General features: G+C 67.3%; 21 protein-coding genes. 11 read left to right on the top strand and 10 right to left on the bottom strand.

Annotated elements, in window-relative coordinates:
- Positions 1-84 precede the first annotated feature (84 nt).
- From JMF82_RS13135 to JMF82_RS13120, 4 genes are all read right to left on the bottom strand, one after another.
- Positions 85-921, bottom strand: coding sequence for a 2OG-Fe(II) oxygenase (locus tag JMF82_RS13135; RefSeq protein WP_201315018.1), 837 nt, complete (start codon positions 919-921; stop codon positions 85-87).
- A 56-nt stretch (positions 922-977) separates the two neighbouring features.
- Entirely contained in the window at positions 978-3,029 is a 2,052-nt protein-coding gene (locus JMF82_RS13130) for a prolyl oligopeptidase family serine peptidase (RefSeq protein ID WP_236585461.1), read from the bottom strand.
- 174 nt (positions 3,030-3,203) lie between these two features.
- Complete coding sequence (locus tag JMF82_RS13125; RefSeq protein WP_201315016.1) at positions 3,204-5,252, bottom strand: sodium-translocating pyrophosphatase; 2,049 nt, start codon at positions 5,250-5,252, stop codon at positions 3,204-3,206.
- A 204-nt stretch (positions 5,253-5,456) separates the two neighbouring features.
- Positions 5,457-5,846 (bottom strand): RcnB family protein, encoded by a 390-nt coding sequence (locus JMF82_RS13120; RefSeq protein ID WP_201315015.1) that lies wholly within the window; start codon positions 5,844-5,846, stop codon positions 5,457-5,459.
- A 167-nt stretch (positions 5,847-6,013) separates the two neighbouring features.
- On the opposite strand from JMF82_RS13120, the gene JMF82_RS13115 reads away from it, so the two are divergent.
- Entirely contained in the window at positions 6,014-6,781 is a 768-nt protein-coding gene (locus JMF82_RS13115) for an alpha/beta hydrolase (RefSeq protein WP_201315014.1), read from the top strand.
- 3 nt (positions 6,782-6,784) lie between these two features.
- On the opposite strand, the gene JMF82_RS13110 is transcribed toward JMF82_RS13115, so the two are convergent.
- The gene (locus tag JMF82_RS13110) at positions 6,785-8,053 is read right to left on the bottom strand and encodes a 6-phosphofructokinase (RefSeq protein WP_201315013.1); all 1,269 of its coding nucleotides are present in this window, start codon (positions 8,051-8,053) and stop codon (positions 6,785-6,787) included.
- Complete coding sequence (locus JMF82_RS13105) at positions 8,050-8,487, bottom strand: VOC family protein (RefSeq protein WP_201315012.1); 438 nt, start codon at positions 8,485-8,487, stop codon at positions 8,050-8,052. The genes JMF82_RS13110 and JMF82_RS13105 overlap by 4 nt, the downstream gene beginning before the upstream one ends.
- 226 nt (positions 8,488-8,713) lie before the next feature.
- Between JMF82_RS13105 and JMF82_RS13100 the strand changes: the two genes are divergently transcribed.
- The 8 genes from JMF82_RS13100 to JMF82_RS13065 all read left to right on the top strand — a co-directional run bounded on the left by JMF82_RS13100 (position 8,714) and on the right by JMF82_RS13065 (position 17,018).
- Positions 8,714-9,298, top strand: a complete 585-nt coding sequence (locus tag JMF82_RS13100; protein ID WP_201315011.1) for an adenylate kinase — start codon at positions 8,714-8,716, stop codon at positions 9,296-9,298.
- 81 nt (positions 9,299-9,379) lie between these two features.
- Positions 9,380-10,768, top strand: coding sequence for a UDP-N-acetylmuramate:L-alanyl-gamma-D-glutamyl-meso-diaminopimelate ligase (gene mpl, locus JMF82_RS13095; protein ID WP_201315010.1), 1,389 nt, complete (start codon positions 9,380-9,382; stop codon positions 10,766-10,768).
- 138 nt (positions 10,769-10,906) lie between these two features.
- A complete protein-coding gene (locus JMF82_RS13090; protein ID WP_201315009.1) occupies positions 10,907-11,509 on the top strand; it encodes an LON peptidase substrate-binding domain-containing protein in 603 nt (200 codons plus the stop codon).
- 174 nt (positions 11,510-11,683) lie between these two features.
- Positions 11,684-12,502 (top strand): NAD(P)-dependent oxidoreductase, encoded by an 819-nt coding sequence (locus JMF82_RS13085; protein ID WP_201315008.1) that lies wholly within the window; start codon positions 11,684-11,686, stop codon positions 12,500-12,502.
- 2 nt (positions 12,503-12,504) lie between these two features.
- Positions 12,505-12,930, top strand: coding sequence for an HIT family protein (locus JMF82_RS13080; RefSeq protein ID WP_236585460.1), 426 nt, complete (start codon positions 12,505-12,507; stop codon positions 12,928-12,930).
- A 29-nt stretch (positions 12,931-12,959) separates the two neighbouring features.
- Positions 12,960-13,379: a VOC family protein gene (locus JMF82_RS13075; protein WP_201315007.1), complete on the top strand. Its 420-nt coding sequence runs from the start codon at positions 12,960-12,962 to the stop codon at positions 13,377-13,379.
- A 281-nt stretch (positions 13,380-13,660) separates the two neighbouring features.
- Positions 13,661-15,001, top strand: a complete 1,341-nt coding sequence (locus JMF82_RS13070; protein ID WP_201315006.1) for a sigma-54 dependent transcriptional regulator — start codon at positions 13,661-13,663, stop codon at positions 14,999-15,001.
- A 781-nt stretch (positions 15,002-15,782) separates the two neighbouring features.
- Positions 15,783-17,018: an acetylornithine transaminase gene (locus JMF82_RS13065; protein WP_201315005.1), complete on the top strand. Its 1,236-nt coding sequence runs from the start codon at positions 15,783-15,785 to the stop codon at positions 17,016-17,018.
- A 199-nt stretch (positions 17,019-17,217) separates the two neighbouring features.
- Here the strand turns inward: JMF82_RS13065 and JMF82_RS13060 are convergent, their stop codons facing one another.
- The 4 genes from JMF82_RS13060 to thiE form a co-directional block, all read right to left on the bottom strand.
- The gene (locus JMF82_RS13060; RefSeq protein ID WP_201315004.1) at positions 17,218-18,093 is read right to left on the bottom strand and encodes an ion transporter; all 876 of its coding nucleotides are present in this window, start codon (positions 18,091-18,093) and stop codon (positions 17,218-17,220) included.
- Between the two features lie 68 nt (positions 18,094-18,161).
- Positions 18,162-18,767 (bottom strand): HAD family phosphatase, encoded by a 606-nt coding sequence (locus tag JMF82_RS13055; RefSeq protein ID WP_201315003.1) that lies wholly within the window; start codon positions 18,765-18,767, stop codon positions 18,162-18,164.
- 4 nt (positions 18,768-18,771) lie between these two features.
- The gene (gene hemL, locus JMF82_RS13050) at positions 18,772-20,058 is read right to left on the bottom strand and encodes a glutamate-1-semialdehyde 2,1-aminomutase (protein ID WP_201315002.1); all 1,287 of its coding nucleotides are present in this window, start codon (positions 20,056-20,058) and stop codon (positions 18,772-18,774) included.
- A gap of 8 nt (positions 20,059-20,066) precedes the next feature.
- Positions 20,067-20,690 carry a thiamine phosphate synthase gene (gene thiE, locus JMF82_RS13045; RefSeq protein WP_201315001.1) on the bottom strand — a complete coding sequence of 208 codons (624 nt, stop codon included), beginning with the start codon at positions 20,688-20,690 and terminating at the stop codon, positions 20,067-20,069.
- 94 nt (positions 20,691-20,784) lie between these two features.
- Between thiE and JMF82_RS13040 the strand changes: the two genes are divergently transcribed.
- Positions 20,785-20,982, top strand: a complete 198-nt coding sequence (locus JMF82_RS13040) for a rubredoxin (RefSeq protein WP_201315000.1) — start codon at positions 20,785-20,787, stop codon at positions 20,980-20,982.
- A 119-nt stretch (positions 20,983-21,101) separates the two neighbouring features.
- The gene (locus tag JMF82_RS13035; protein ID WP_201314999.1) at positions 21,102-21,314 is read left to right on the top strand and encodes a hypothetical protein; all 213 of its coding nucleotides are present in this window, start codon (positions 21,102-21,104) and stop codon (positions 21,312-21,314) included.
- Positions 21,315-21,798: the final 484 nt, after the last annotated feature.

The raw sequence follows: 21,798 nt of genomic DNA, 5'->3' as shown, positions 1-21,798 counted from the left end.
ACTTGCAAGGATAAGGCAAAACGCTGGTGCATCGCAGCAGCGCCGGGCGGGAAATTCAGCGGGCGGCTGGGGCCGGCGGGGCGCTCAGGGCTGGTAGGGCCGCTCGCGTAACCATTTGGTGGCAATCCATTTTTCGCCCTTGATCACGGGCAGTCCGGCATGCAGCGAGGCCTGGTCGCCGGTCTCATACGCGAAATAGACGGCCGAACCGCGCATCGCGGTCACGGTCAGGCCAATGCCGGGAAAGCCGGTGCCGCCGCCTTCCTCAGGCGTATTGAGGTACATCACCACGCTGGCGACGCGCTGGCCGCCACGCGCGGTGACGGCGCTGAAGCCGGGTTGCGTGGGATCGAACCAGTCGAAATGCGGCTCGTATTCCTGGCCTGGCTGGTAATGCAGGATCTGCAGGCCCTCGCCGTGGCTCACCGGCATCGCGAGCAGATCGGCAATGCGCTGCTCGATGCGTTGCACCAGGGGCGTTTCACCGATGCGGAAAAACATGCCCTGGCTGGTGCGCCGCTCGTCGGTCTGGTGGCGACCTTCCACATCGACGGTCTGCGAACGCTGCAGGCGTGGCTTCGCCTCCGCGATCAGGCTTTCGCATTCGTCGGCGGTGAGCATGTTTTCCAGCACGCGCACGACAGGCTTGTCGGTGCTTACCGTGACACGCAGCGTGTGGCCGTCGACCGTCTGTTGCGGCGGTTCGGGATGGCGCGTGCGTCGTCCGCTGGAACCCGGCTTGCCCGCCGCCATGACCGTGGCGAGCGGCAGGTTGAGCACGCGGGCCACCATCTGGCGGCTCTGCTCGCCGCCGTAGCCGGCATCTTTCATCAGCTTCAGCAGGTCGCTGAGGCTATGGCCGGAACGGGCCGTGGCGAGAATCCACTCGCGAAGCTCGGGACGAATCGTGTGATGGCTCATCGGGGCAAAGAGTGCGCCAGCTCAGGCTGGCACACCATGTTACGCAGGGAGCGCGATTACTTCACGTGATCCCACAGGTAGGTATAGCCCAGCGCGCTCATGAAGGCCGCCTGCTTGTTGTCCGCCGCCGCGCCGTGGCCGCCCTCGATGTTCTCGTAGAAGCTGGTGTCGTAACCCAGCGCCTCCAGCTTGGCGGCCATCTTGCGCGCATGCACGGGGCCCACGCGGTCGTCGCGCGTGGAGGTGGTGAACAACGCGGGCGGATACTTCTTGCCGGCCGTGGCGTTGGCGTAGGGCGAGAAGGTCTTGATCCAGGCCCATTCCTGCGGCTTGTCCGGGTCGCCGTATTCGGCGATCCAGGACGCGCCGGCCGACAGATGCGTATAGCGCTGCATGTCGAGCAGGGCCACCTGGCTCACGATGGCGCCGTACAGCTGCGGATACAGCGTCAGCATGTTGCCCATCAGCAGGCCGCCGTTGCTGCCGCCCATCGCGCCGAGATGGGCGGGCGAGGTGATCTTGCGGGTGAACAGGTCTTCGGACACGGCGGCGAAATCCTCGTAGGCGCGCAGGCGGTTCGCCTTCAGTGCGGCCTGGTGCCAGCGCGGACCGTATTCGCCGCCGCCACGGATGTTCGCCACGACATAGACGCCGCCCTTCTCCAGCCACGCGCGTCCGACACTGCCGCTGTAGGCCGGCTGCAACGAGACTTCGAAGCCGCCATAGCCGTATTGCAGGGTGGGATTCTTGCCGTTCGCTTGCAGGCTCTTCGGCGCGATTTCGAAATACGGCACGCGCGTGCCGTCCTTCGAGGTGGCGAAGTGCTGGCTCACGCCGTATTTCGAGGCATCGAAGAAGCTCGGGCTGTGCTTGATCGCTTGCGCCTCGCCCTGGCCCAGCGTGCCCAGGTAGAGCGTGGTGGGCTGCAGGAAGCCGCTGACGGTGAGGAAGTAGTCGTCGCTCTCGTCCTCGTCCACCGCGGCGGCCGCGATGGTCGAGAGCTTTGGCGCGCCGCCCAGGTTTTCGCGCTTCCAGGCGCCGGGCTGCGGCGTCAGCACCTCCAACGTGTTCACCACGTTGTCCATCACGTTGAGGATCAGCTGGTGGCGCGTCCACGAATAGCCGTCCAGCGCCGTGCTGGCGGTGGGCTCGAACAGCACGGTGAGTTCACGCTTGCCGGCCATGTAGTCGTCGAACTTCGCCGCCAGCAGCGAGCCGGACTTGTAGGTCTTGCCGCCGACATGCCAGTCGCTGCGCGGTTCGATCAGCAGCCACTCGCGGTGCACGCCGGTGTTCGCGTCGGTGGGCACGTCGATGCGCGTGAGCTTGCCGTCCCTGCCGCGCAGGAACGTCTCGCTGTCGTAGAAGGCGATCTGGCGCGTGACGAAATCGCGTTCGAAGCCTGGCGTCTGGTCGCGGAAAGCGGACACGCTCATGTCGTCGTCTTTCACCTCGTGCACGGTCACCGCGCTGGCGAGCGGCGTGCCGCGCCTCCACTCCTTCACGATGCGCGGGTAGCTGGAGGTGGTCATCGAGCCGGGGCCGAAATCGGTGGCGACGTAGATGTGGTCCCTGTCCTTCCAGGCGATATCGGTCTTCGCCTCGGGCAGTACGAAGCCATCCTTCACGAACTGCCTGGTGGGCAGGTCGAATTCGCGGATCACGCTGGCATCGGCGCCACCGCGCGAGAGCGCGACCAGGCAGCGCTGGTTTTCAGGCTTCAGGCAATAGGCGCCGTGCCACACCCAGTTCTCGTTCTCGGCCTTGCCGAGGGCGTCGAGGTCGATCACGGCTTCCCAAACGGGCTGGTCCTTGCGGTATTCCTCCAGCGTCGTGCGGCGCCACAGACCGCGCGGATGATCCTGGTCGCGCCAGAAGTTGTAGTAGTGGTCGCCGATCTTGCTGACCATGGGAATGCGATCGTGCGAGTCGAGCACTTCCAGGATGCGTGCATCGAGTTGCCTGAACTGGGCGCTGTCGGCGTATTGCTTCACCGTCCGCGCGTTCTGTTGCTTGACCCAATCCAGTTGCCTGGGACCGTCGATGGTTTCCAGCCAGAGGTTTGGATCCTTGGAGGGTGTTGCGATGGCGTCGTTTGCGTGCGTCATGTGGCTGAGTGTGAGGCCGAGGGCGAGGGTCAGCCACAGGGAGGGCTTGGGTGCCATGGAAGTTCCTTCTTGATGAGGTCACCGCGGCTATTTCCCTCTTCCTTGAGGGGAGAGGGGGCAAACGTGCCACGCGGGTTCGCCCGATCACCATCGAGGTGACCGGGCGCGTTCCTCTCACAGCAGAGGAATCAGCAACAGGGCCACGATGTTGATGATCTTGATCAGCGGATTCACCGCCGGGCCCGCCGTGTCCTTGTACGGATCGCCCACGGTGTCGCCGGTCACCGCCGCCTTGTGCGCATCGGAGCCCTTGCCGCCGAAGTGGTCGTCCTCGATGTATTTCTTGGCGTTGTCCCAGGCGCCGCCGCCGGTGGTCATCGAGATGGCCACGAACAGGCCGGTGACGATGGTGCCGATCAGCACGCCGCCCAGCGCCTGCGCGCCGGCTTCCGCGCCACCCAGCCACTTGAAGCCGAACACCACGATCACCGGCACCAGCACCGGCAGCAGCGAGGGAACCAGCATTTCGCGAATGGCCGACTTGGTCAGCATGTCCACCGCGCGCGAATAGTCGGGCTTGGTGGTGCCTTCCATGATGCCCTTGATCTCGCGGAACTGGCGGCGCACTTCCTCCACCACCGAGCCGGCCGAGCGGCCCACCGCTTCCATCGCCATCGCGCCGAACAGGTACGGGATCAGGCCGCCGATCAGCAGGCCGATGATCACGTACGGGTTGGAGAGATCGAAGCGGAAGTCGGTGAGGTTCAGGTGCTGGTTGAGGTTGTGCGTGTAGTCGGCGAACAGCACCAGCGCGGCGAGGCCGGCCGAGCCGATGGCGTAACCCTTGGTCACCGCCTTGGTGGTGTTGCCCACGGCGTCGAGCGGATCGGTCACGCCGCGCACCTCCGGCGGCAGCTCGGCCATCTCGGCGATGCCGCCGGCGTTGTCGGTGATCGGACCGTAGGCATCCAGCGCCACGATCATGCCGGTCATGCTGAGCATGGCGGTCGCGGCAATGGCGATGCCGTAGAGGCCGGCCAGCTGGTAGGCGCCCCAGATCGCGGCGCATACGGCCAGCACCGGCAGCGCGGTGGACTTCATCGACACGCCGATGCCGGCGATGATGTTGGTCGCGTGGCCCGTGGTGGACGCCTGCGCCACGTGCTGCACCGGCTTGTATTCGGTGGCCGTGTAGTACTCGGTGATCACCACCATCGCCCCGGTGAGCACCAGGCCGATCAACGCGCAGCCGTAGAGATGGCCCACGCCGTAGGACGAATCGGCCATCAGCTGGCTGGTGATCGGCCAGAACGCGATCGCGGCAAGCACCGCCGACACCGCCACGCCGGCGTACAGCGCGTTCATGATCTTGGGGCCGCGTGCCTTCACGAAGAAGGTACCGATCACCGATGCCACGATCGACACGCCGCCCAGCACCAGCGGAAACAGCACGCCGTTGCTGCCGGTCTGCTCGGCCATCACGCCGCCCAGCAGCATGGTGGCGATCAGCGTCACCGCGTAGGTCTCGAACAGGTCGGCGGCCATGCCGGCGCAGTCGCCCACGTTGTCACCCACGTTGTCGGCGATCACCGCCGGGTTGCGCGGATCGTCCTCGGGAATGCCGGCTTCCACCTTGCCGACGAGGTCGGCGCCCACGTCGGCGCCCTTGGTGAAGATGCCGCCGCCCAGGCGCGCGAAGATCGAGATCAGCGAGGAGCCGAAGGCCAGGCCCACCAGGGCATGCAGCGCATGCATGGTCTCGTAGCCGAAATGCATGAGCACGGCGTAGTACGCGGTGACGCCGAGCAAGGCGAGGCCGACCACCAGCATGCCGGTGATGGCGCCGCCACGGAACGCCACGTTGAGTGCCGCCGCGAGTCCGCCACGGGCGGCCTCGGCGGTACGCACGTTGGCGCGCACCGACACGTTCATGCCGATGTAACCGGTGGCGCCGGACAGGATCGCGCCGATCGCGAAACCGATCGCGGTGCCCCAGTCCAGCGCAAAGCCGATGATCAGGAACAACACCACACCGACGCCGCCGATGGTGGCGTACTGGCGATTGAGATATGCCTTCGCGCCTTCCTGGATCGCGGAAGCGATCTCTTGCATGCGTGCGTTGCCCGGCGATTTAGCCAAGATCCAGCGCACGGACAGCGCGCCGTAAAGAACCGCCAGGACCGCACATGCCAGCACGATCCACAAGCCATACTGCTGCAGCATCGGAGCCTCCCCATGGGTGGAAACCACATCGTCGGGATCCGCCACCGGCATCCCGACACGGCGGCCGCCCTTGCGGGCGGTCATGGGCGAGTATAGGCAGAGGATCACGACAGTCGTGTTGTGCGACGCAACGCGCTGCGGCACTGGCGCACAAAAAAGGCGGCACCTCGCGGTGCCGCCCCGGTTTGGCCCGGTGTCCGCGGATCAGCGGATCACCATGTCCAGGATCATGTTGTCGCCGATCGAGACCAGCAGGTAGTTGCCGTCATCGCGCACCCAGCGATAGCCGTACGGCGGTGGCGCCAGGCGGTAGTAGCTGTAGTCGTTCACGATATACATCGGGCCGTCGTAGCGGTAGCCACGTGCCCAGCGAGGGTGGCCATAGTAGTGGCGGTCACTGTAGTAGCGGCGTTCCCAGTGGTCGTGGCGATCGCGGTCGCGTCGACCCTCGTCGCGGCCGTGCCAGCGATCGCGCTCGTGGTGATCGTCGCGGTCATGTCCCCGGCGGTCGTGGTCGTGCCACGGATCGGCCAGGGTAGCGCCGCTGCCGGCAAGCAGGGCCAGGGCTACGAACACGCGGATAAGGGTCTTCATCACAACCTCCTCGGTGGTGCCGTCAGCGCCAGGGGCGTTGGTCAGGCGAGCGCATCGTAGGAAGATGCGTCTGAACGCCGGGCGTGCTTTCCGGTTCCCGGCCCGCGGGCTTTCAGCCATCGCTCATCCAGGTGAACCGGCCAGTCAGCTGGCGACAGGAGAGGCTCATGTTCGTGCGGGTCGTGCTGGTGTTGGCGGCGTTGTTCATCCTGCTCTACGGCGGCCTGTGCGTGTCGCTGTACCTGGGCCAACGCCAACAGGTCTACCACCCGGAGGCGTCATGGCAGGTGCGCCAGGCGCCGGATTTCGAGCTGCTGCACGACGGGGTGAAGCTGCGCGGCTGGGTGATGAACCCCGGTCGCGGCAAGGCGCTGCTGTACTTCGGCGGCAACGGCGAGCGCGTGGAGGATTCACGGGCCGATCTCGCGCGCTGGTTGCCCGATCGCACGGTCTATCTCGTGGCTTATCGGGGTTACGGCGCCAGCGAGGGAACCCCCGGCGAAACGGCCCTGGTCGGCGATGCACTCGCCCTGTTTGACCAGCTGGCACCGCACTTCTCATCCATCGCGGTGCTCGGGCGCAGCCTGGGCAGCGGCGTTGCCGTGCAGCTGGCGGCGCGGCGACCGGTCGAGCGACTGGTGCTGGTGACGCCGTTCGACAGCCTGGTGCGCGTGGCCGCCGGCTATTTCCCGTGGGTGCCGGTGAATGCGCTGATGCGCGAACGCTTCGAATCGTGGCGCTATGCCGGCGCCATCCGCTGCCCGGTGCTGGTCATCCAGGCCGAGCAGGACGAGGTGATTCCGGCGGTGCGAACCAAGGCGCTGGTCCGGGCCTTCGGCCAGCCACCCATGCTGCAGGTGGTGGCCGATGCGGGGCACAACACGATCCAGGACTACGCCGACTATCGCGTGAGCCTGGATCGCTTCCTGCGTTGACCCTCAGCGCGCGAAGGGCTCGAGCTTGCGCGTCACTGCGGTGTTCTTCAGCGCGATGTACTGCGGCAGGCCGTTCTTACCGTAGGGCAGGGGCGCTTCGCCCTGGATCAGCGGCGCGAGATAGCGTCGTGCCGCCGCGGTGATGCCGAAGCCGTCGCGGGTCAGGAAGCTCGCCGGCATCTTCTTTTCGCGATTGGCGATCTTCGCCAGCGGTGCGGGCTCGATCTTCCAGCGGTAGGGCGCATCGTTGGTGCGCACGATCACCGGCATCACCGCGTTCATGCCGGCCAGCGCGTACGCCACGGCGGCTTTCCCCACGGCATACGCCTGGTCGGCGTCGGTCTTCGATGCAAGGTGGCGCGCCGAGCGCTGCAGGTAGTCGGGCAACGCCCAGTGGTACTTGTAGCCCAGCTTTTCCTTCACCAGCGCGGCCAGCACCGGCGCCACGCCGCCCAGCTGCGAATGGCCGAATGCATCGCGCGTGCCCGCCTCGGCGAGGAACTGCCCTTCGGCGTTGAGCAGGCCTTCGGAGGCCACCACGGTGCACCAGCCCACGCGTTCCACCGTGGCCTTCACCTTGGCGAGGAAGGCGGCCTCGTCGAAGCTGCGCTCGGGGAACAGGATGATGTGCGGCGGCGCATCGGCGCCTTCACCGGCGAGGCCTGCGGCAGCGGCGATCCAGCCCGCATGGCGACCCATCACTTCGAGGATGAACACCTTGGTCGAGGTATCGGCCATCGAGGCCACGTCCAGGCTCGCTTCCAGCGTGGACACCGCCGTGTATTTCGCCACCGAGCCGAAGCCCGGGCAGCAATCGGTGACGGCGAGATCGTTGTCCACCGTCTTCGGCACGCCGATGCAGCGGATGTCGTAGTTCATCGCCTTGCCGAGCTGGGAGATCTTCAGCGCGGTGTCGGCGGAGTCGTTGCCGCCGTTGTAGAGGAACCAGCGGATGTCATGCGCGCGGAACACCTCGATCAGGCGCTCGTACTCGGCGCGGTTCGCTTCCAGCGATTTCAGCTTGTAGCGGCACGAGCCGAACGCTCCGCCCGGCGTATGGCGAAGCGCGGCGATGGCCGCCTTGGTTTCCTTGCCGGTGTCGATCAGTTCCTCGCGCAATGCGCCGAGGATGCCGTTGCGCGCGGCATAGACCTGCACGCCCTTCGCGCGCGCCGCTTCGATCACGCCGGCCGCCGTGGCGTTGATGACGGCGGTAACGCCGCCGGACTGTGCGTAGAGCAAGCGACCTTGGGACTGGGAGGCTAATGTCATGGGCTTTCATCCGGCAGGGCGAGGTTGCCGTGCTCATCAAACACGAAGTACGGATTGAAAGCGAATTCCCACAGGTGCCCGTCCGGGTCGGCGATGTAGCTGGAATAGCCGCCCCAGAACACTTCCTGCGGCGGCTTGACCGGGCGCGCGCCTGCCGCAACGGCGTCGGCGAACCAGCTGTCGACCTCGGCCTTGGAACGGGCGTTGCGAGCCAGGGTGACGGCGGCGAAGCCGGTCGGCTGGTCATCGGCGAGCGCATCATCGGCCAGGGCTGCGCGCCCGTACAGGGCGAGTACGCCGGCGCCGCCCTTGAGGAAGACGATGTGCTCGTTGCTGGCGGCCGAGGGTTGCCAGCCCAGTGCCTGGTAAAAGCGGCGGGAGGCTTGCAGGTCGCTGACACCGAGCGTGACGATGTGGATGCGTGGCGAGGTCATGCCTGTCTCTTTCGCGTGAAGGATCACGCAAGCTTAAATCCCCCGGCGCGCGTCTTTTCGTGACAACCGGGTGTCAGCGCCAACTCGTTTCGCAACAGTGACTTGGCAGGTTCGGGCAAGGGGTCTCGTTTGACGGAACCCAGCGCAGAAGCTAATTTGCACGCTACTTTTCCGCTTTTCGCGGGGCCTCCGTGCAGCGGTGGCCCGCGGATACCTCTGGAGCACTATGCGACTCGTCCTACTTGGTCCGCCCGGTTCGGGCAAAGGCACCCAGGCCGCGCGTCTGAAGGTGGAACTCGGCGTCCCGCACATCTCGACCGGCGACATGCTGCGCGCGGCCGTCGCGGCGGGCACGCCCACGGGCCTGAAGGCGAAGGCGGTCATGGATGCCGGCAAGCTGGTTTCCGACGACATCCTGCTGGCGATGCTCGAAGAGCGTCTTTCGCAGGACGACGTGAAGAACGGCTTCATCCTCGACGGTTATCCGCGCAACCTGGCCCAGGCCGACGCGCTGGACCACCTGCTGGCCAAGATCGGCCAGCCGCTGGACGCCGTGGTGAAGCTCGACGTGCCGAACGAAGCGATCATCGCCCGCTGCGAGATCCGCTTTGCCGCGGAACATCGCAAGGACGACGATCCGGTGGTCGTGCGTGACCGCCTCAAGGTCTACGCCGAGCAGACCGCGCCGGTTGCCGATTTCTTCGCGCGCCGCGGCAAGCTGCAGGTCGTCAACGGCGTGGGTGAGCTCGACGAAGTCACCGCCCGCGTGAAGCGCGCGCTGGCCGACGAGTCGGCCGCCGCCAACGGTTGATCTTCCGGGCCGCCGCAAGGCGGCCCGATGGTTTCAGGGCCGGCGTCGCCGTGCCCGCCGCTACAAGCGAACAGGTCTAGCATGCGTCTGCACATCCTCGGCATCTGCGGCACCTTCATGGGCGGCGTCGCCGCATTGGCGCGCGAGCTCGGGCTCACCGTCGAAGGTTCCGACGCCAACGTCTACCCGCCCATGAGCACGCAGCTGGAGGCGCTCGGCATCCGGCTGATGGACGGCTACCAGGCCGAACACCTGCAGCCCGCGCCGGACCTCGTCGTGGTCGGCAACGCGATGACGCGCGGCAACCCCGCCGTGGAATACATGCTCGACGAGCAGCTGCGTTACATCTCCGGTCCGCAATGGCTGGGCGAGACGCTGCTGCCGGGCCGCGAGGTGCTGGCCGTGGCCGGCACGCACGGCAAGACCACGACGACCAGCCTGCTGGCGCACCTGCTGGAAAGCGCGGGCCTGTCGCCCGGCTTCCTGATCGGCGGCGTGCCCGGCAATTTCGACGTCTCCGCGCGCATCGGTGGAACGGCGCGCATGGCGGATGCCGAACCCTCATCCGGCGCGCCCTTTGTCATCGAGGCCGACGAGTACGACAGCGCGTTCTTCGACAAGCGCTCGAAGTTCGTGCACTACCGGCCGCGCATCGCCATCCTCAACAACCTCGAATACGACCACGCGGACATCTTCCCCGACGTCGCGGCGATCCAGCGCCAGTTCCATCACCTGGTGCGCACCGTGCCGGGCAATGGGCGCCTGATCGTCAACGCGCACGATCATCACCTCGCCGAGGTGTTGGCCATGGGGTGCTGGACGCCGGTGGAAACCTTCGGCATCGGGCAGGGCGACTGGCAGGCGGAATTGCTCGCGGCCGATGGCTCCGCGTTCCGCGTGCATCGCAAGGGCGAACTGCTCGGCGAGATCCACTGGTCGCTGCTGGGCAACCACAGCGTGATGAACGCGCTGGCCGCGCTCGCCGCGGCTGCGGCCGCCGGCGCCGATCCGCGCGCGCTGCTGCCGGCCTTCGCCGGGTTCCAGAGCGTCAAGCGCCGCATGGAAGTAGTGGGCGAGGCGGGTGGCGTGCGCGTCTACGACGATTTCGCGCATCACCCCACCGCGATCGCCACCACGCTGGCCGGCCTGCGCGCCAAGGTCGGCGCCTCGCGCATCGTGGTCGCACTGGAACCCCGTTCCAATTCCATGCGCCTGGGTGCGCACGCCGAGGCACTCGCGCCCTCGCTGGCCGATGCCGATGCGGTGGTGTTCCTGCATCGTCCCGAGCTGCCATGGGATGCGGGCCGCGTGACCGGCGCACTGAACGGCCGCGGCAGCACGGTGCCGACGGTTGATGCGTTGATCGCGGCACTGCGCGACCAGGTGCGCCCCGGTGACCACGTGGTCTTCATGTCGAACGGCGGTTTCGAAGGCGCCCCGCGTCGTTTCGCCGAAGCGCTCGAAGCCTGAGTCGCCCACGCGCTCTCTGTAGGAGCGCACCCAGTGCGCGACCGCAGCGTCAGGTCGTCGCCGCTCCGTAGGCTTTTCGCGCACTGGGTGCGCTCCTACAGGGGCTCGGCAATGGGTTGAACCCGCTAGACTGGCCCCATGGCAGCCCAGACGCCCTACCTCGACCTGCCGCTGTTTCCGCTAGGCACCGTGCTGTATCCCGGTGGCCAGTTGCCGTTGCGCATCTTCGAGCCGCGCTATCTCGACATGGTGCGCGAATGCGCGCGCACGGGGTCGTCGTTCGGCGTGTGCCTCATTCTCGAGGGCAAGGAAGCCGGCGCACCGGCCAGGCCCGCGGCGGTGGGCACGCTCGCGCGGATCATCGATTTCCACAATCGTGAAGATGGCCTGCTGGGCATCCTCGCCGAGGGCACGGAGCGGTTTCGCGTCGCGCGCACGCGCATACGTTCCGATGGACTGGTGCGTGGCGACGTGGAGCTGTGGCCCGCCGAACCCACGCACGACGTGCCGGTCGAGCTTGCGCTGCTTCCGTCCATTCTCGAACGCCTGGTCGATTCCATGGCGCCGCAGTGGCGCCACGCGCCGCGCCAGTGGTACGACGACGCCGGCTGGGTCGGGTTCCGCCTGGCCGAACTGCTGCCGCTGCAGGACGACGAGCGCCAACGCATGCTGGAAATCACCGACCCGCTGCGCCGGCTGGCCGAACTGCGCGATATCCTGCCGCGCTTCCAGCGCGCCTGATCCACCCACCTGCCTTTCCGCCGGAGCGCATCCGGTGCGCGACCGCGGCGATGGGTCGTGCCTCGGACCCCATTCGCCGCAACACGGCAACGCTTCAGCGCTACGACGCCACGGGCTTTTCGCGCGCTGGGTGCGCTCCTACACTGGGTGTTCCCCGAACAAGGCGCACACCTCATGACCAGCCTGGCCGGCAAGACCCTCTTCATCACCGGCGCCTCGCGCGGCATCGGCCTGGCCATTGCGCTGCGCGCGGCGCGCGACGGCGCCAACATCGCCATCGCGGCCAAGAGCAGCGTGCCCAATCCCAAGCTGCCGGGCACCATTCATAGCGCCGCGGCGGAGATCGAAGCCGCCGGCGGCAAGGCATTGCCGATCAAGTGCGACATTCGCGAAGAGGACGAAGTGCACGCCGCCGTGGCCGCCACCGTGAAGGCCTTCGGTGGCATCGACATCCTGGTGAACAACGCCAGCGCGATCTGGCTGGCCGGTGCGCTCGACACGCCGATGAAACGTTTCGACCTGATGCAGCAGGTGAACTCTCGCGGCAGTTTCCTCTGCGCGCAGGCGTGCATGCCGCATCTGCTGAAGTCCGCCAACCCGCACATCCTCACGCTGGCGCCGCCGCCGTCGCTCGATCCCAAGTGGTGGGCGCCGCATACCGGTTACACGCTGGCGAAGATGGGCATGAGCTTCGTGACGCTGGGCCTCGCCGCCGAATTCGGCCCGCAGGGCGTGGCCGTGAATGCGCTGTGGCCGCGCACCATCATCGCCACCGATGCGCTCAACATGATTCCGGGCGTGCCGCTGGATCGTTGCCGCAAGCCGACGATCGTCGCGGATGCCGCCCATGCCGTGCTCACGCGGACGGCGAAGGGCTTCGCGGGCCAGTTCCTCATCGACGAGGACGTGCTGCGCGCCGCCGGCGTCTCCGACCTGTCGTCCTATGCGATGGACCCGACAAAGTCGCTGTTGCCGGACCTGTTCCTGGACTGATCGTGGCGGCGTGTCCCTTCTGCGAGATCGCCGCGGGTCGCCTGCCTGCGAACGTGGTCGCCCAGACCGACCACGCCCTGGCCTTTCTCGATCTGCGGCAGGCGATCGAAGGGCATGTGCTGGTGGTTCCACGCCAGCACGTGGAAACCATCTTCGACATCGAGCCTGGGCTGGCCGGCGAGGTCATGCGGCTGGGCGTGCGCGTGGCGAAGGCGTTGCGCGCGGCGTTGCAGCCGGCCGGGCTGAACCTGTGGCAATCCAATGGCGCGGCGGGCGGGCAGGAGGTGCCGCACTTCCATCTGCATGTGCAGCCGCGGCGCGTGGGCGATGGCCTGCTGCGTGTCTACGCCGGCCGCCCGCCCGCTCCCGCATCGCGTGAGGCGCTGGATGCCCTGGCCGCGCGCATCCGCCCTTTTCTTTCCCCTTGACGGCGCGCCCCCGGCGCCAGGAGCACACCATGAAATACCTCCACACCATGATCCGCGTTCGAGACGTCGATGCCAGCCTGCGCTTCTTCTGCGAAGGCCTCGGCCTGAAGGAGATGCGCCGCATGGAGAACGACGCGGGCAAGTTCACGCTGATCTTCCTGGCGGCGCCGGGCTCGCCGGACGCCGAGGTGGAGCTGACCTACAACTGGGGTTCCACCGAGGACTACGGCAGCGCCCGCAACTTCGGGCACCTGGCCTTCCAGGTCGACGACATCTACGCCACCTGCGCCCACCTGCAATCGATGGGCTACACCATCAACCGCCCGCCTCGCGATGGCCACATGGCCTTCGTGCGCTCGCCCGACCTGGTCTCCGTCGAGTTGCTGCAGGACGGCCACCTGCCGCCGCAGGAGCCATGGGCATCGATGCCCAATACCGGCGTCTGGTAGGCCATCGTCAGCTTCGCGCCAGACGGCGCCGCTTCCCCGGGCCGGCCCTAGGCCATTGGTGCTAGCCGATGACCAGGGCTCCCGCTTCTGTCCGAACACGCCTGCATCGTTTGTGGGGTGACTCCCGGCGCCCCGGTTGTATATTGTGTGATGCATATCACATTCCTGTAGCAGTCGCGGATTAGCGTTGCGCGACGGCGTGGTAACCGGGGGGTGGCCAGCGGACAGGGCTACGACCGGCCGGAACCTGTAACCCTCTATCAGGGGAAGGGGAGGAAGCCATGGCTGTGTTGAGGGAAGAGGCCAGACGATGCGTCGTCTGGTTCGGACAGCCTGCCAGCGAGGAACGTGCTGGCCTGGCCGAAGCGGGCTGGATCATTCGCGTCGCCGATGCCAATACCCAGGGTGGCGTGGGCATGCGCAACAACGACACCGTCGTGGCGCTGGCGGACCTGAGGCAGGGCGACCCCGCCTCGATCCAGGCCATGGCCCACCTGATGGCCGACCACCCCTGGCTGCCCTGGGTGGCGCTGATTCCCCCTGAAATGCCCGGGCACGAGCCGCTGATCGATCGCGTGCTCGAAGCCAGCATCGAATACTTCGCCACCCCCGTGGACGTCGACCGGCTGGTTGAAGCGCTGGCGCGCATCGGTGGCGACCAGCCACGCGCGGCCGAACCCAGCGACATCGGCGTAACGGGTCGCAGTGCCGCCATCGGCGCGGTCGTCGCCAGCATCCGCAAGTACGCGCCGGTCGAGTTGCCGGTGTTGATCACCGGCGAAACCGGCACCGGCAAGGAAGTGGCGGCGCGGGCGCTGCATGGCTTGTCGGCGCGCGCGGACCGTCCGTTCGCGGCGATCAATTGCGGTGCGCTCCCGCCCAACCTCGTGCAATCGGAATTGTTCGGCCACGAGCGTGGCGCGTTCACCGGCGCCAACGCGCGCCGCATCGGCCATTTCGAATCGGCGGCCGGTGGCACCGTGTTTCTCGACGAGGTCGGCGACCTCCCGCCCGATGCGCAAACCAGCCTGCTGCGCTTCCTGCAGGAAGGCACGCTCGAGCGCGTGGGCAGCAGCCAGTTGATCAAGCTCGATGTGCGCGTGCTCGCGGCCACGCATGTCGACCTGGAAAAAGCGGTGGAGCAGGGCCGTTTCCGCGAAGACCTGTACTACCGGCTCAACGTGTTGCGCCTGCGCATGCCGGCGCTGCGTGAGCGCGAAGACGACGTGGTGTTGCTGGCGCAGCGCTTCCTCGATGCCTTCCGCGAGTTGCATCCGAGCCGGGCCCGCGCCTTCAGCGCGAGCGCACGCCGCGCGATGCTCGATTTCGCCTGGCCCGGCAATGTGCGCGAACTGCTCAACCGCGTGCAGCGCGCGGCGGTGGTGGCGGAGGACCCGCTGATCAGCGTGAGTGATCTGGATCTCGCCGACGTGCTCACCAAGCAGGCGGCCCGCTCCAGCCTGGGCAGCACGCGGGTGGCGGCCGAGCGGGACGCGGTGATCGCGTGCCTGCGCGAGAGTCGCTTCAATGTCAGCGAATGCGCCCGGCGGCTCAAGGTATCGCGCGTGACCATCTACCGGCTGTGCAAGAAACACCAGCTCGCCCTCGACGAGCTGCGCTGAACCTGTGCGGGGATGACCGGTGCACGCGCCGGCGCGCGGAGTGAGCGGCGGATGCTCGCTCAACGTGGCTGGTTGGGCGCCCGCCCGGCCACCTGACCCGCAAGCACCCGCCGCTCACTCCGCGATGGAACACCATGACCAGAAAAGGAAGGCCCCCGGCCCGCAGGGGTCGGGCCGGGGGCTTCCGTTGGTGCCCCGGCCACAGGGGTTGCCGGGTTACCGCCCTCATGACCGCCTTGCGGCGGAAGATCGTCGAACCACGTGCCCGTTCGAAATGGTGGAAAGGAGAGGCTCCCTTGCCAGCTGCGATGGCTGCGCCGGTGATGCTCCGGGCCATCCAAGAGCGTCGACTGTCCGCCGCCGTGGTTATCCATGCCACGGTGCCCGGTTTGTCTTCGCAGCTGGCTTCCCGCCTGTACACCACAAGCGCAGCAAGCGCCGTGCCAACCACGTGTATGCCTCAAAAAGGGGGCTTAAATGGCCATGTGCAGGCCAAACGCTGTTCGAGGGCGTCTTGCGCGCGTTACATCAACGAGGGCGGTTGCGCGCCCGCGAAGGCTGGCAGGCCGCACCGCTGCGCGGTTTTCGAGCAGGTGTAACACCCGGGTTACAGCGAACAGGGGAAGTTGACACTTGCGCGGCGCCGTTTGCCGGCCATCGTCCGTGCAAAGCGAGGGCACAGGGCTTAGGATGCGTGGCGCGCCGCACCACGCCGCGGCGTTCCCCGAACCCGGTCCCCATCCCCACATGGCAGCGTCCCGGACGATGCCTGGAGTACGACATGCACGCGCAAGACCCGTCCGCCTCATCCCTGATCGATCTCGGCAAGCGCTACTGGCTGCCGGTGTATCGACCGCGCGAGGTGGTGCTGGACCACGGCAAGGGCTCGCGCGTGTGGGACACGGAAGGACGCGAATACATCGATCTGGGCGCCGGTATCGCCGTGAATGCGCTGGGTCACCAGGATCCGGATCTGCTCGAAGCGCTGACCACGCAGGCGCACAAGCTCTGGCACACCAGCAACGTGTTCTACAGCGAGCCGCCGCTGCGCCTCGCCGAAGCACTGGTGGAGGCCTCCGGCTTCGCCAAGCGCGTGTTCCTGTGCAATTCCGGCACCGAGGCCAACGAGGCCGCGATCAAGCTCGTGCGCAAATGGGCCGCCGCGCAAGGCCGCGATGCGGGCAAGCGCGTCATCGTGACGTTCCGTGGCTCCTTCCACGGCCGCACGCTGGCCGCCGTCACCGCCACCGCGCAGCCCAAGTACCAGGAAGGCTACGAGCCGCTGCCCGGCGGTTTCCGCTATCTCGATTTCAACGACGTCGCGCAGCTGGAAGAGGCGTTCGCGCAGGGCGACGTGGCAGCCGTGATGCTGGAGCCGGTGCAGGGCGAGGGCGGCGTGCTGCCGGCGGCTCCCGGTTTCCTCAAGCGCGTGCGCGAACTGTGCGACCAGCACGACGCCTTGCTGGTGCTGGACGAGATCCAGTGCGGCATGGGACGCACGGGCACGCTGTTCGCCTACGTGCAGGACGAGGTGCAGCCGGACATCGTCACGCTCGCCAAGGCGCTGGGATGCGGCTTCCCCATCGGCGCCATGCTGGCGGGCCCCAAGGTCGCCGAGATCATGCAGTTCGGCGCGCACGGCACCACCTTTGGCGGCAATCCGCTGGCCGCCTCCGTGGCGCGCGTGGCGCTGCGCAAGCTGTCCTCGCCCGAACTGCTGGCGAACGTGGTGCGTCAATCGCAGGCGTTGCGCAGCGGACTGCTGCGCATCCATGCCTCGCTGGACCTGTTCGACGAAGTGCGCGGCCGCGGCCTCATGCTGGGCGCGGTGCTGAAGGATGCGCACAAGGGCAAGGCCGGCAGCATCCTCGATTTCGCCGCCGCCCACGGTCTGCTGGTGCTGCAGGCCGGCCCTGACGTGCTGCGCTTCGTGCCGCCGCTCAACCTCACCGACGCGGATCTCGCCGAAGGCCTCGCGCGCCTCGAAACCGCGCTGCGCGCCTACCTCGCAGGCTAAGCCCTCCTGCCCTGCGGGGGCGCAACCCGTGCGCGGCCGCCGACTCGTATCGTCATCGTGACGTCGGGTTTCCGCGCACCGGGTGACCTCCTGCAACCATTCGACCACCCGTGGGCAACTCCGCATGGTTGAGGCCCGTGGAGCCGCGGCGGCGCATCGTTACCGCCGCCGGGATGCCGCATCGCTGGCTTCGCCCGGCCTAGTCGTTGCTCTCATCCGTCGGCAGCGGCGCCCCGCAGCCGCGGCAGTAGCGCGCGTCGGGCTGGTGCTCCTTGAGTTCGCAGTGCACGCAAACCCGGGTTCGTTGCCTGGCCTCGCGCATGCCGCTCGCCAATTCCGCCGCGAAGATGCCGGTGGGCACGGCGATGATGCAATAGCCCAGGAGCATGATCAGTGACGTGACCAGTTGCCCCAGCGTGGTGTGCGGTGTGATGTCGCCGAAACCGACCGTCGTCATCGTCACCACCGCCCAGTACATCGAGCGGGGAATGCTGGTGTAGCCGTTTTCCGGCCCTTCGATCAGGTACATCAACGCGCCGAAGATCAGCACCAGAGTGAGGATGGTGCTGAAGAACACGAGGATCTTGGGCCGTGCGCGCAGGAAGGTGGACCAAAGCAGGTCCGCCTCGCTCACGTAGCGGGTCATCTTCAGCACGCGGAACACGCGCAGGATGCGCAGCGCGCGCACCACCATCAGGTGCTGCCCTCCGGCCGCGAGCAGGGTCAGGTAGGTGGGCAGCACCGCCACCAGGTCGACGATGCCGAAAAAGCTGAAGGCGTAGCGGCGTGGCTGCGAGATCACCAGCAGGCGCGCCACGTATTCCACGGTAAACGCGATGGTGAAAAACCATTCCAGCAAGGCGAACGCGCGGCCCAGCCGTGCGTGCAGGTCTTCGACCGTATCGAGCACCGCCACCAGGATACTGGCAAGGATCGCCACTATCAGCACCAGGTCGAACAGGCGCGAGGCGGTGTCGTCGTGGCCGAAAATGACGTGGAACCATCGCGCTCGCCAGCCCTGCCGGGCCGCCGGTGCGATGGCGCTGTCGAACGGAAACCGTGGCTGCACGCTCATGTTGTGGGCCCCACGCGCGATGGCACCAGCATAACGCCGCGGCCGGCGACGCCGTCACGCCGAAGCAATCAGGGCAGGCCGAAGCGGGCCAATGCGGCGTTCAGGCCAGCCAGGTCCCGGTAGTGGTGCGCATGCAGGCCTGCCAGCAGCGCTCCCTGGACGTTGGCCTCGTTGTCGTCGACGAACAGCGTCGCCTCCGGCAGCTCGCCCAGGCGCTCCAGGCAGGCGCCATAGACACGCGGATCCGGCTTGCTCGCGCCGAACTCCGCGGAAGCGAAGGCGCGGCCCGCGAAGAGGGGAAACAGCGCCGGCACGATCTGCGGCAGCTGCCGCGCCATCAGCACGCCGTTGTTGGTGAGCAAGGCCAGCGACATCCGCTGGGCGAGGCGGTGGGCCAGCGCGAGGACTTCCGGGCGCGCCCGAGTCGCCGCGCGGCGCGCCGTGGTCCAGGCATCGATGCCGAGCGTACGCCCGAGCCGCGCGCCCAGCGCGTCGAGATAGGCCTCTGGCGTCAGCTCGCCGCGGTCGGCCGCATCCTCGATGCCTGATTCGTAGATGGCCGCGTGAACCGCGTGCGGCGTGCTGTCGATGAGCTGCGCCAGGCGACCGACGCGGATCGAACGATCGTAGTCGACCAGCACCTCGTCCAGGTCGAACAGCACGCAGCGGAGCATGCGTTTATGCCGCGCGCGCCGCCTTCATCGCACCGCGTGCCGCCTCCAATGTGTCGGCAAGGTCCTGCTCGCTGTGCGCGCTGGAGACGAAACCCGCCTCGAACGCCGACGGGGCGAGGTAGACGCCACGCTCCAGCATGCCGTGGAAGAAACGGTTGAACATCGCCGTATCCGCCGCGGTTGCCTGTGCGTAGCTCTCCACTTTCTCGCGGGTGAAGAACAGGCCGAACATGCCGCCCACGCGATTCGTGCTGAAGGGAATGCCTTCACCATCGGCGATCGCCTGCAGTCCGTCGGTGAGCAGGCGCGTGCGCGCGGCGAGCTGATCGTGGAAGCCCGGCGCCTGGATCAGCTCCAGCATGGCCAGGCCCGCGGCCATCGCCACCGGATTGCCGGACAAGGTGCCCGCCTGGTAGATCGGACCCGCCGGCGCGATCTGCTGCATCAGGTCACGCCGGCCGCCATAGGCGCCCACCGGCATGCCGCCGCCGATGATCTTGCCGAACGTGGTGAGGTCCGGCGTCACGCCGTAGTACGCCTGCGCGCCGCCCAGGGCGACGCGGAAGCCGGTCATCACCTCGTCGAAGATCAGCAACACGCCATGCCTAGTGCACAGCTCGCGCAAGGCCTGCAGGTAGCCGTCCTTCGGCGGGATGCAGTTCATGTTGCCGGCCACCGGCTCGATGATCAGGCCGGCGATGTCGTGGCCGTGCTCGTCGAACAGGCGCACCGCGGCGTCGATGTCGTTGTAGGGAAGGGTGAGCGTGAGGTCGGCATTCGCCTTGGGCACGCCCGGCGACGTCGGCACGCCGAAGGTCAGCGCGCCGGAGCCCGCCTTCACCAGGAAGCTGTCGCCATGGCCGTGGTAGCAGCCTTCGAACTTCACGATCAGGCTGCGATGCGTGGCGCCGCGGGCAAGGCGGATCGCCGACATGGTCGCCTCGGTACCCGAATTGACCATGCGCACCATGTCGATCGACGGGATCAGGCGCGTGATCGTCTCGGCCATGGTGACCTCGGCCGGGCAGGGCGTGCCATACGAGAGGCCGTTCTTCACCGCGCGCTCCACCGCTTCGCGCACCTGCGGATGGTTGTGCCCCACGATCATCGGACCCCACGAGCCCACGTAGTCGATATAGCGCTTGCCCTCCACGTCCCACAGGTAGGCGCCATCGGCACGCGACGTGAAGAACGGTTCGCCGCCCACCGACTTGAAGGCGCGCACCGGTGAATTCACGCCGCCGGGCATCAGCTGCTGCGCGCGTAGGAAAAGCTCATGGTTGGTGGTCATCGTGGCACTCAATGCGTCGAGAAAAGTTGGGTGAAACGCGCGGCGGCGCCGCGTACGTCCGGGTCGCCGAACACGGCCGAAATCACGGCCAGATAGTCCGCGCCGGCATCGATCAGGGAGCCGCCATTGTCCGGCGTGATGCCGCCGATCGCCACCCGAGGCAGTCCCAACGCGGCGGTCTGTCGCAGCAGCTCGAACGACGCGCGCCGCGCATGTGGCTTCGTGGGTGAGGGGAAAAACGCGCCGAATGCGAGGTAATCGGCACCGGCCGCCGCCAACTGGCCGGCCCGTTCGGCGGAGTCGTAGCAGGACACGCCAATGATCGCCTCCGGGCCCAGTACCGCCCGCGCGGCGGCGATGCCGCCGTCGTCCTCGCCCAGATGGACGCCCGCCGCGCCGGCGGCCCGGGCCAGTTGCACGTCGTCGTTGACGATCATCGGGACCCCGCGAGCGGCGCACAGCGCGCGCAGGGCGCGTGCCTCGGCAAGGCGGCGCGCCTGATCGCCGGTCTTGTCGCGGTACTGCAGCACGCAGGCACCGCCGGCCAGGGCCTGCGCCACGACCTCGAGCAGGTCCGGCCGCGGGCCGTCGGTGATCACATACAGGCCGCGGCCTCTGAGTTGGGAATGCATCGGTTCCATCCTGAAAAACGGGGCCGTACGCTTTCGCATCGGCGGGGGAGTTGCGAGAATGCGCCTCTTATTCTCCATATCAAGCAGTCCAGCGATGAATCAGAGCACCAACGAAACCGGGACCTTTCGCAAGTGGATGTGTGTCGTCTGCGGCTTCATCTATGACGAAGCGCTGGGCGTGCCCGAGGAAGGCATCGAGCCTGGTACGCGCTGGGCGGACGTGCCCGACACCTGGACCTGCCCGGATTGCGGCGCGACCAAGGACGATTTCGAGATGATCGAAATCGACTGATTTCGCTCATCGCGCTGCCCGCAAACGGCCCGATTCCGTCATCGTACGGACCGGGCCGTTTGCTTAGATAGCTCCTGCACGCCGGCAACGACGGCGCGCAACCACGCAGGAGCAGCACCATGCAGCAGTTCATTCCGTTCGAAGACGACTGGGACGCCCTGGAAAACCTCCGTCCCGACATGCTCGTCCCGTACCACGTCGGCGTCCCCTGCCGGCACGACCTGGCCGCCGCGAATCACTGCGCCGCGCCCACCGCATCCACCATGGCGGGCTCATCGCCGACCGTCACCCCGATCCTCACACCGGCGCCTGCACGGAACCTCGGCACCTAGCGTGTGGCCGGCCCGTGGCAGCCGGGGCGAAATCGGCCTTGCACGATGGCTCGTTCGCCCGCGCCTGGCCCCATCAACGTGCCGCGAACAAGCGTGCTCTCGGTCCAGGACCCGTGCCTGGCCTTGTCGGAAGGCAGAAGCGGCGTTCCCCGACGGGCAATTAGCGCGATGCGTCTCCAGCGGGTTCGCGCCCGGTTGGCGTGATTCCTTGGCGGATCTGCGTGGAGGGCGCCACCACACCTCAAGCCCGTGCTGTGCGGGCGCGATATCGAGGAACAGCAATAACCATGCGGGCTGCCACGTCATCGCAAACGCCTGCACATAGGCGTTTGCGGGCGCAGTGGCGGCTCGCCATGTCATCGCAGTGAAAAAAAGTTCGCTGGCACCCCTTCACAGAGTTTCATGGGGGCGCTATTATTTTCCTCCCCCGTCGAGACGCTCTCCGACGCGGGGTTCCTCCAAAAACCCGAAAGCAAATTTTTTT

Origin of the sequence: Dyella sp. EPa41 (genome assembly GCF_016586165.1) — a bacterium.
Classification (GTDB): domain Bacteria; phylum Pseudomonadota; class Gammaproteobacteria; order Xanthomonadales; family Rhodanobacteraceae; genus Dyella.
Note: the sequence above shows the minus strand (reverse complement) of the source record. Positions and strands in the feature narration are given on the sequence as shown.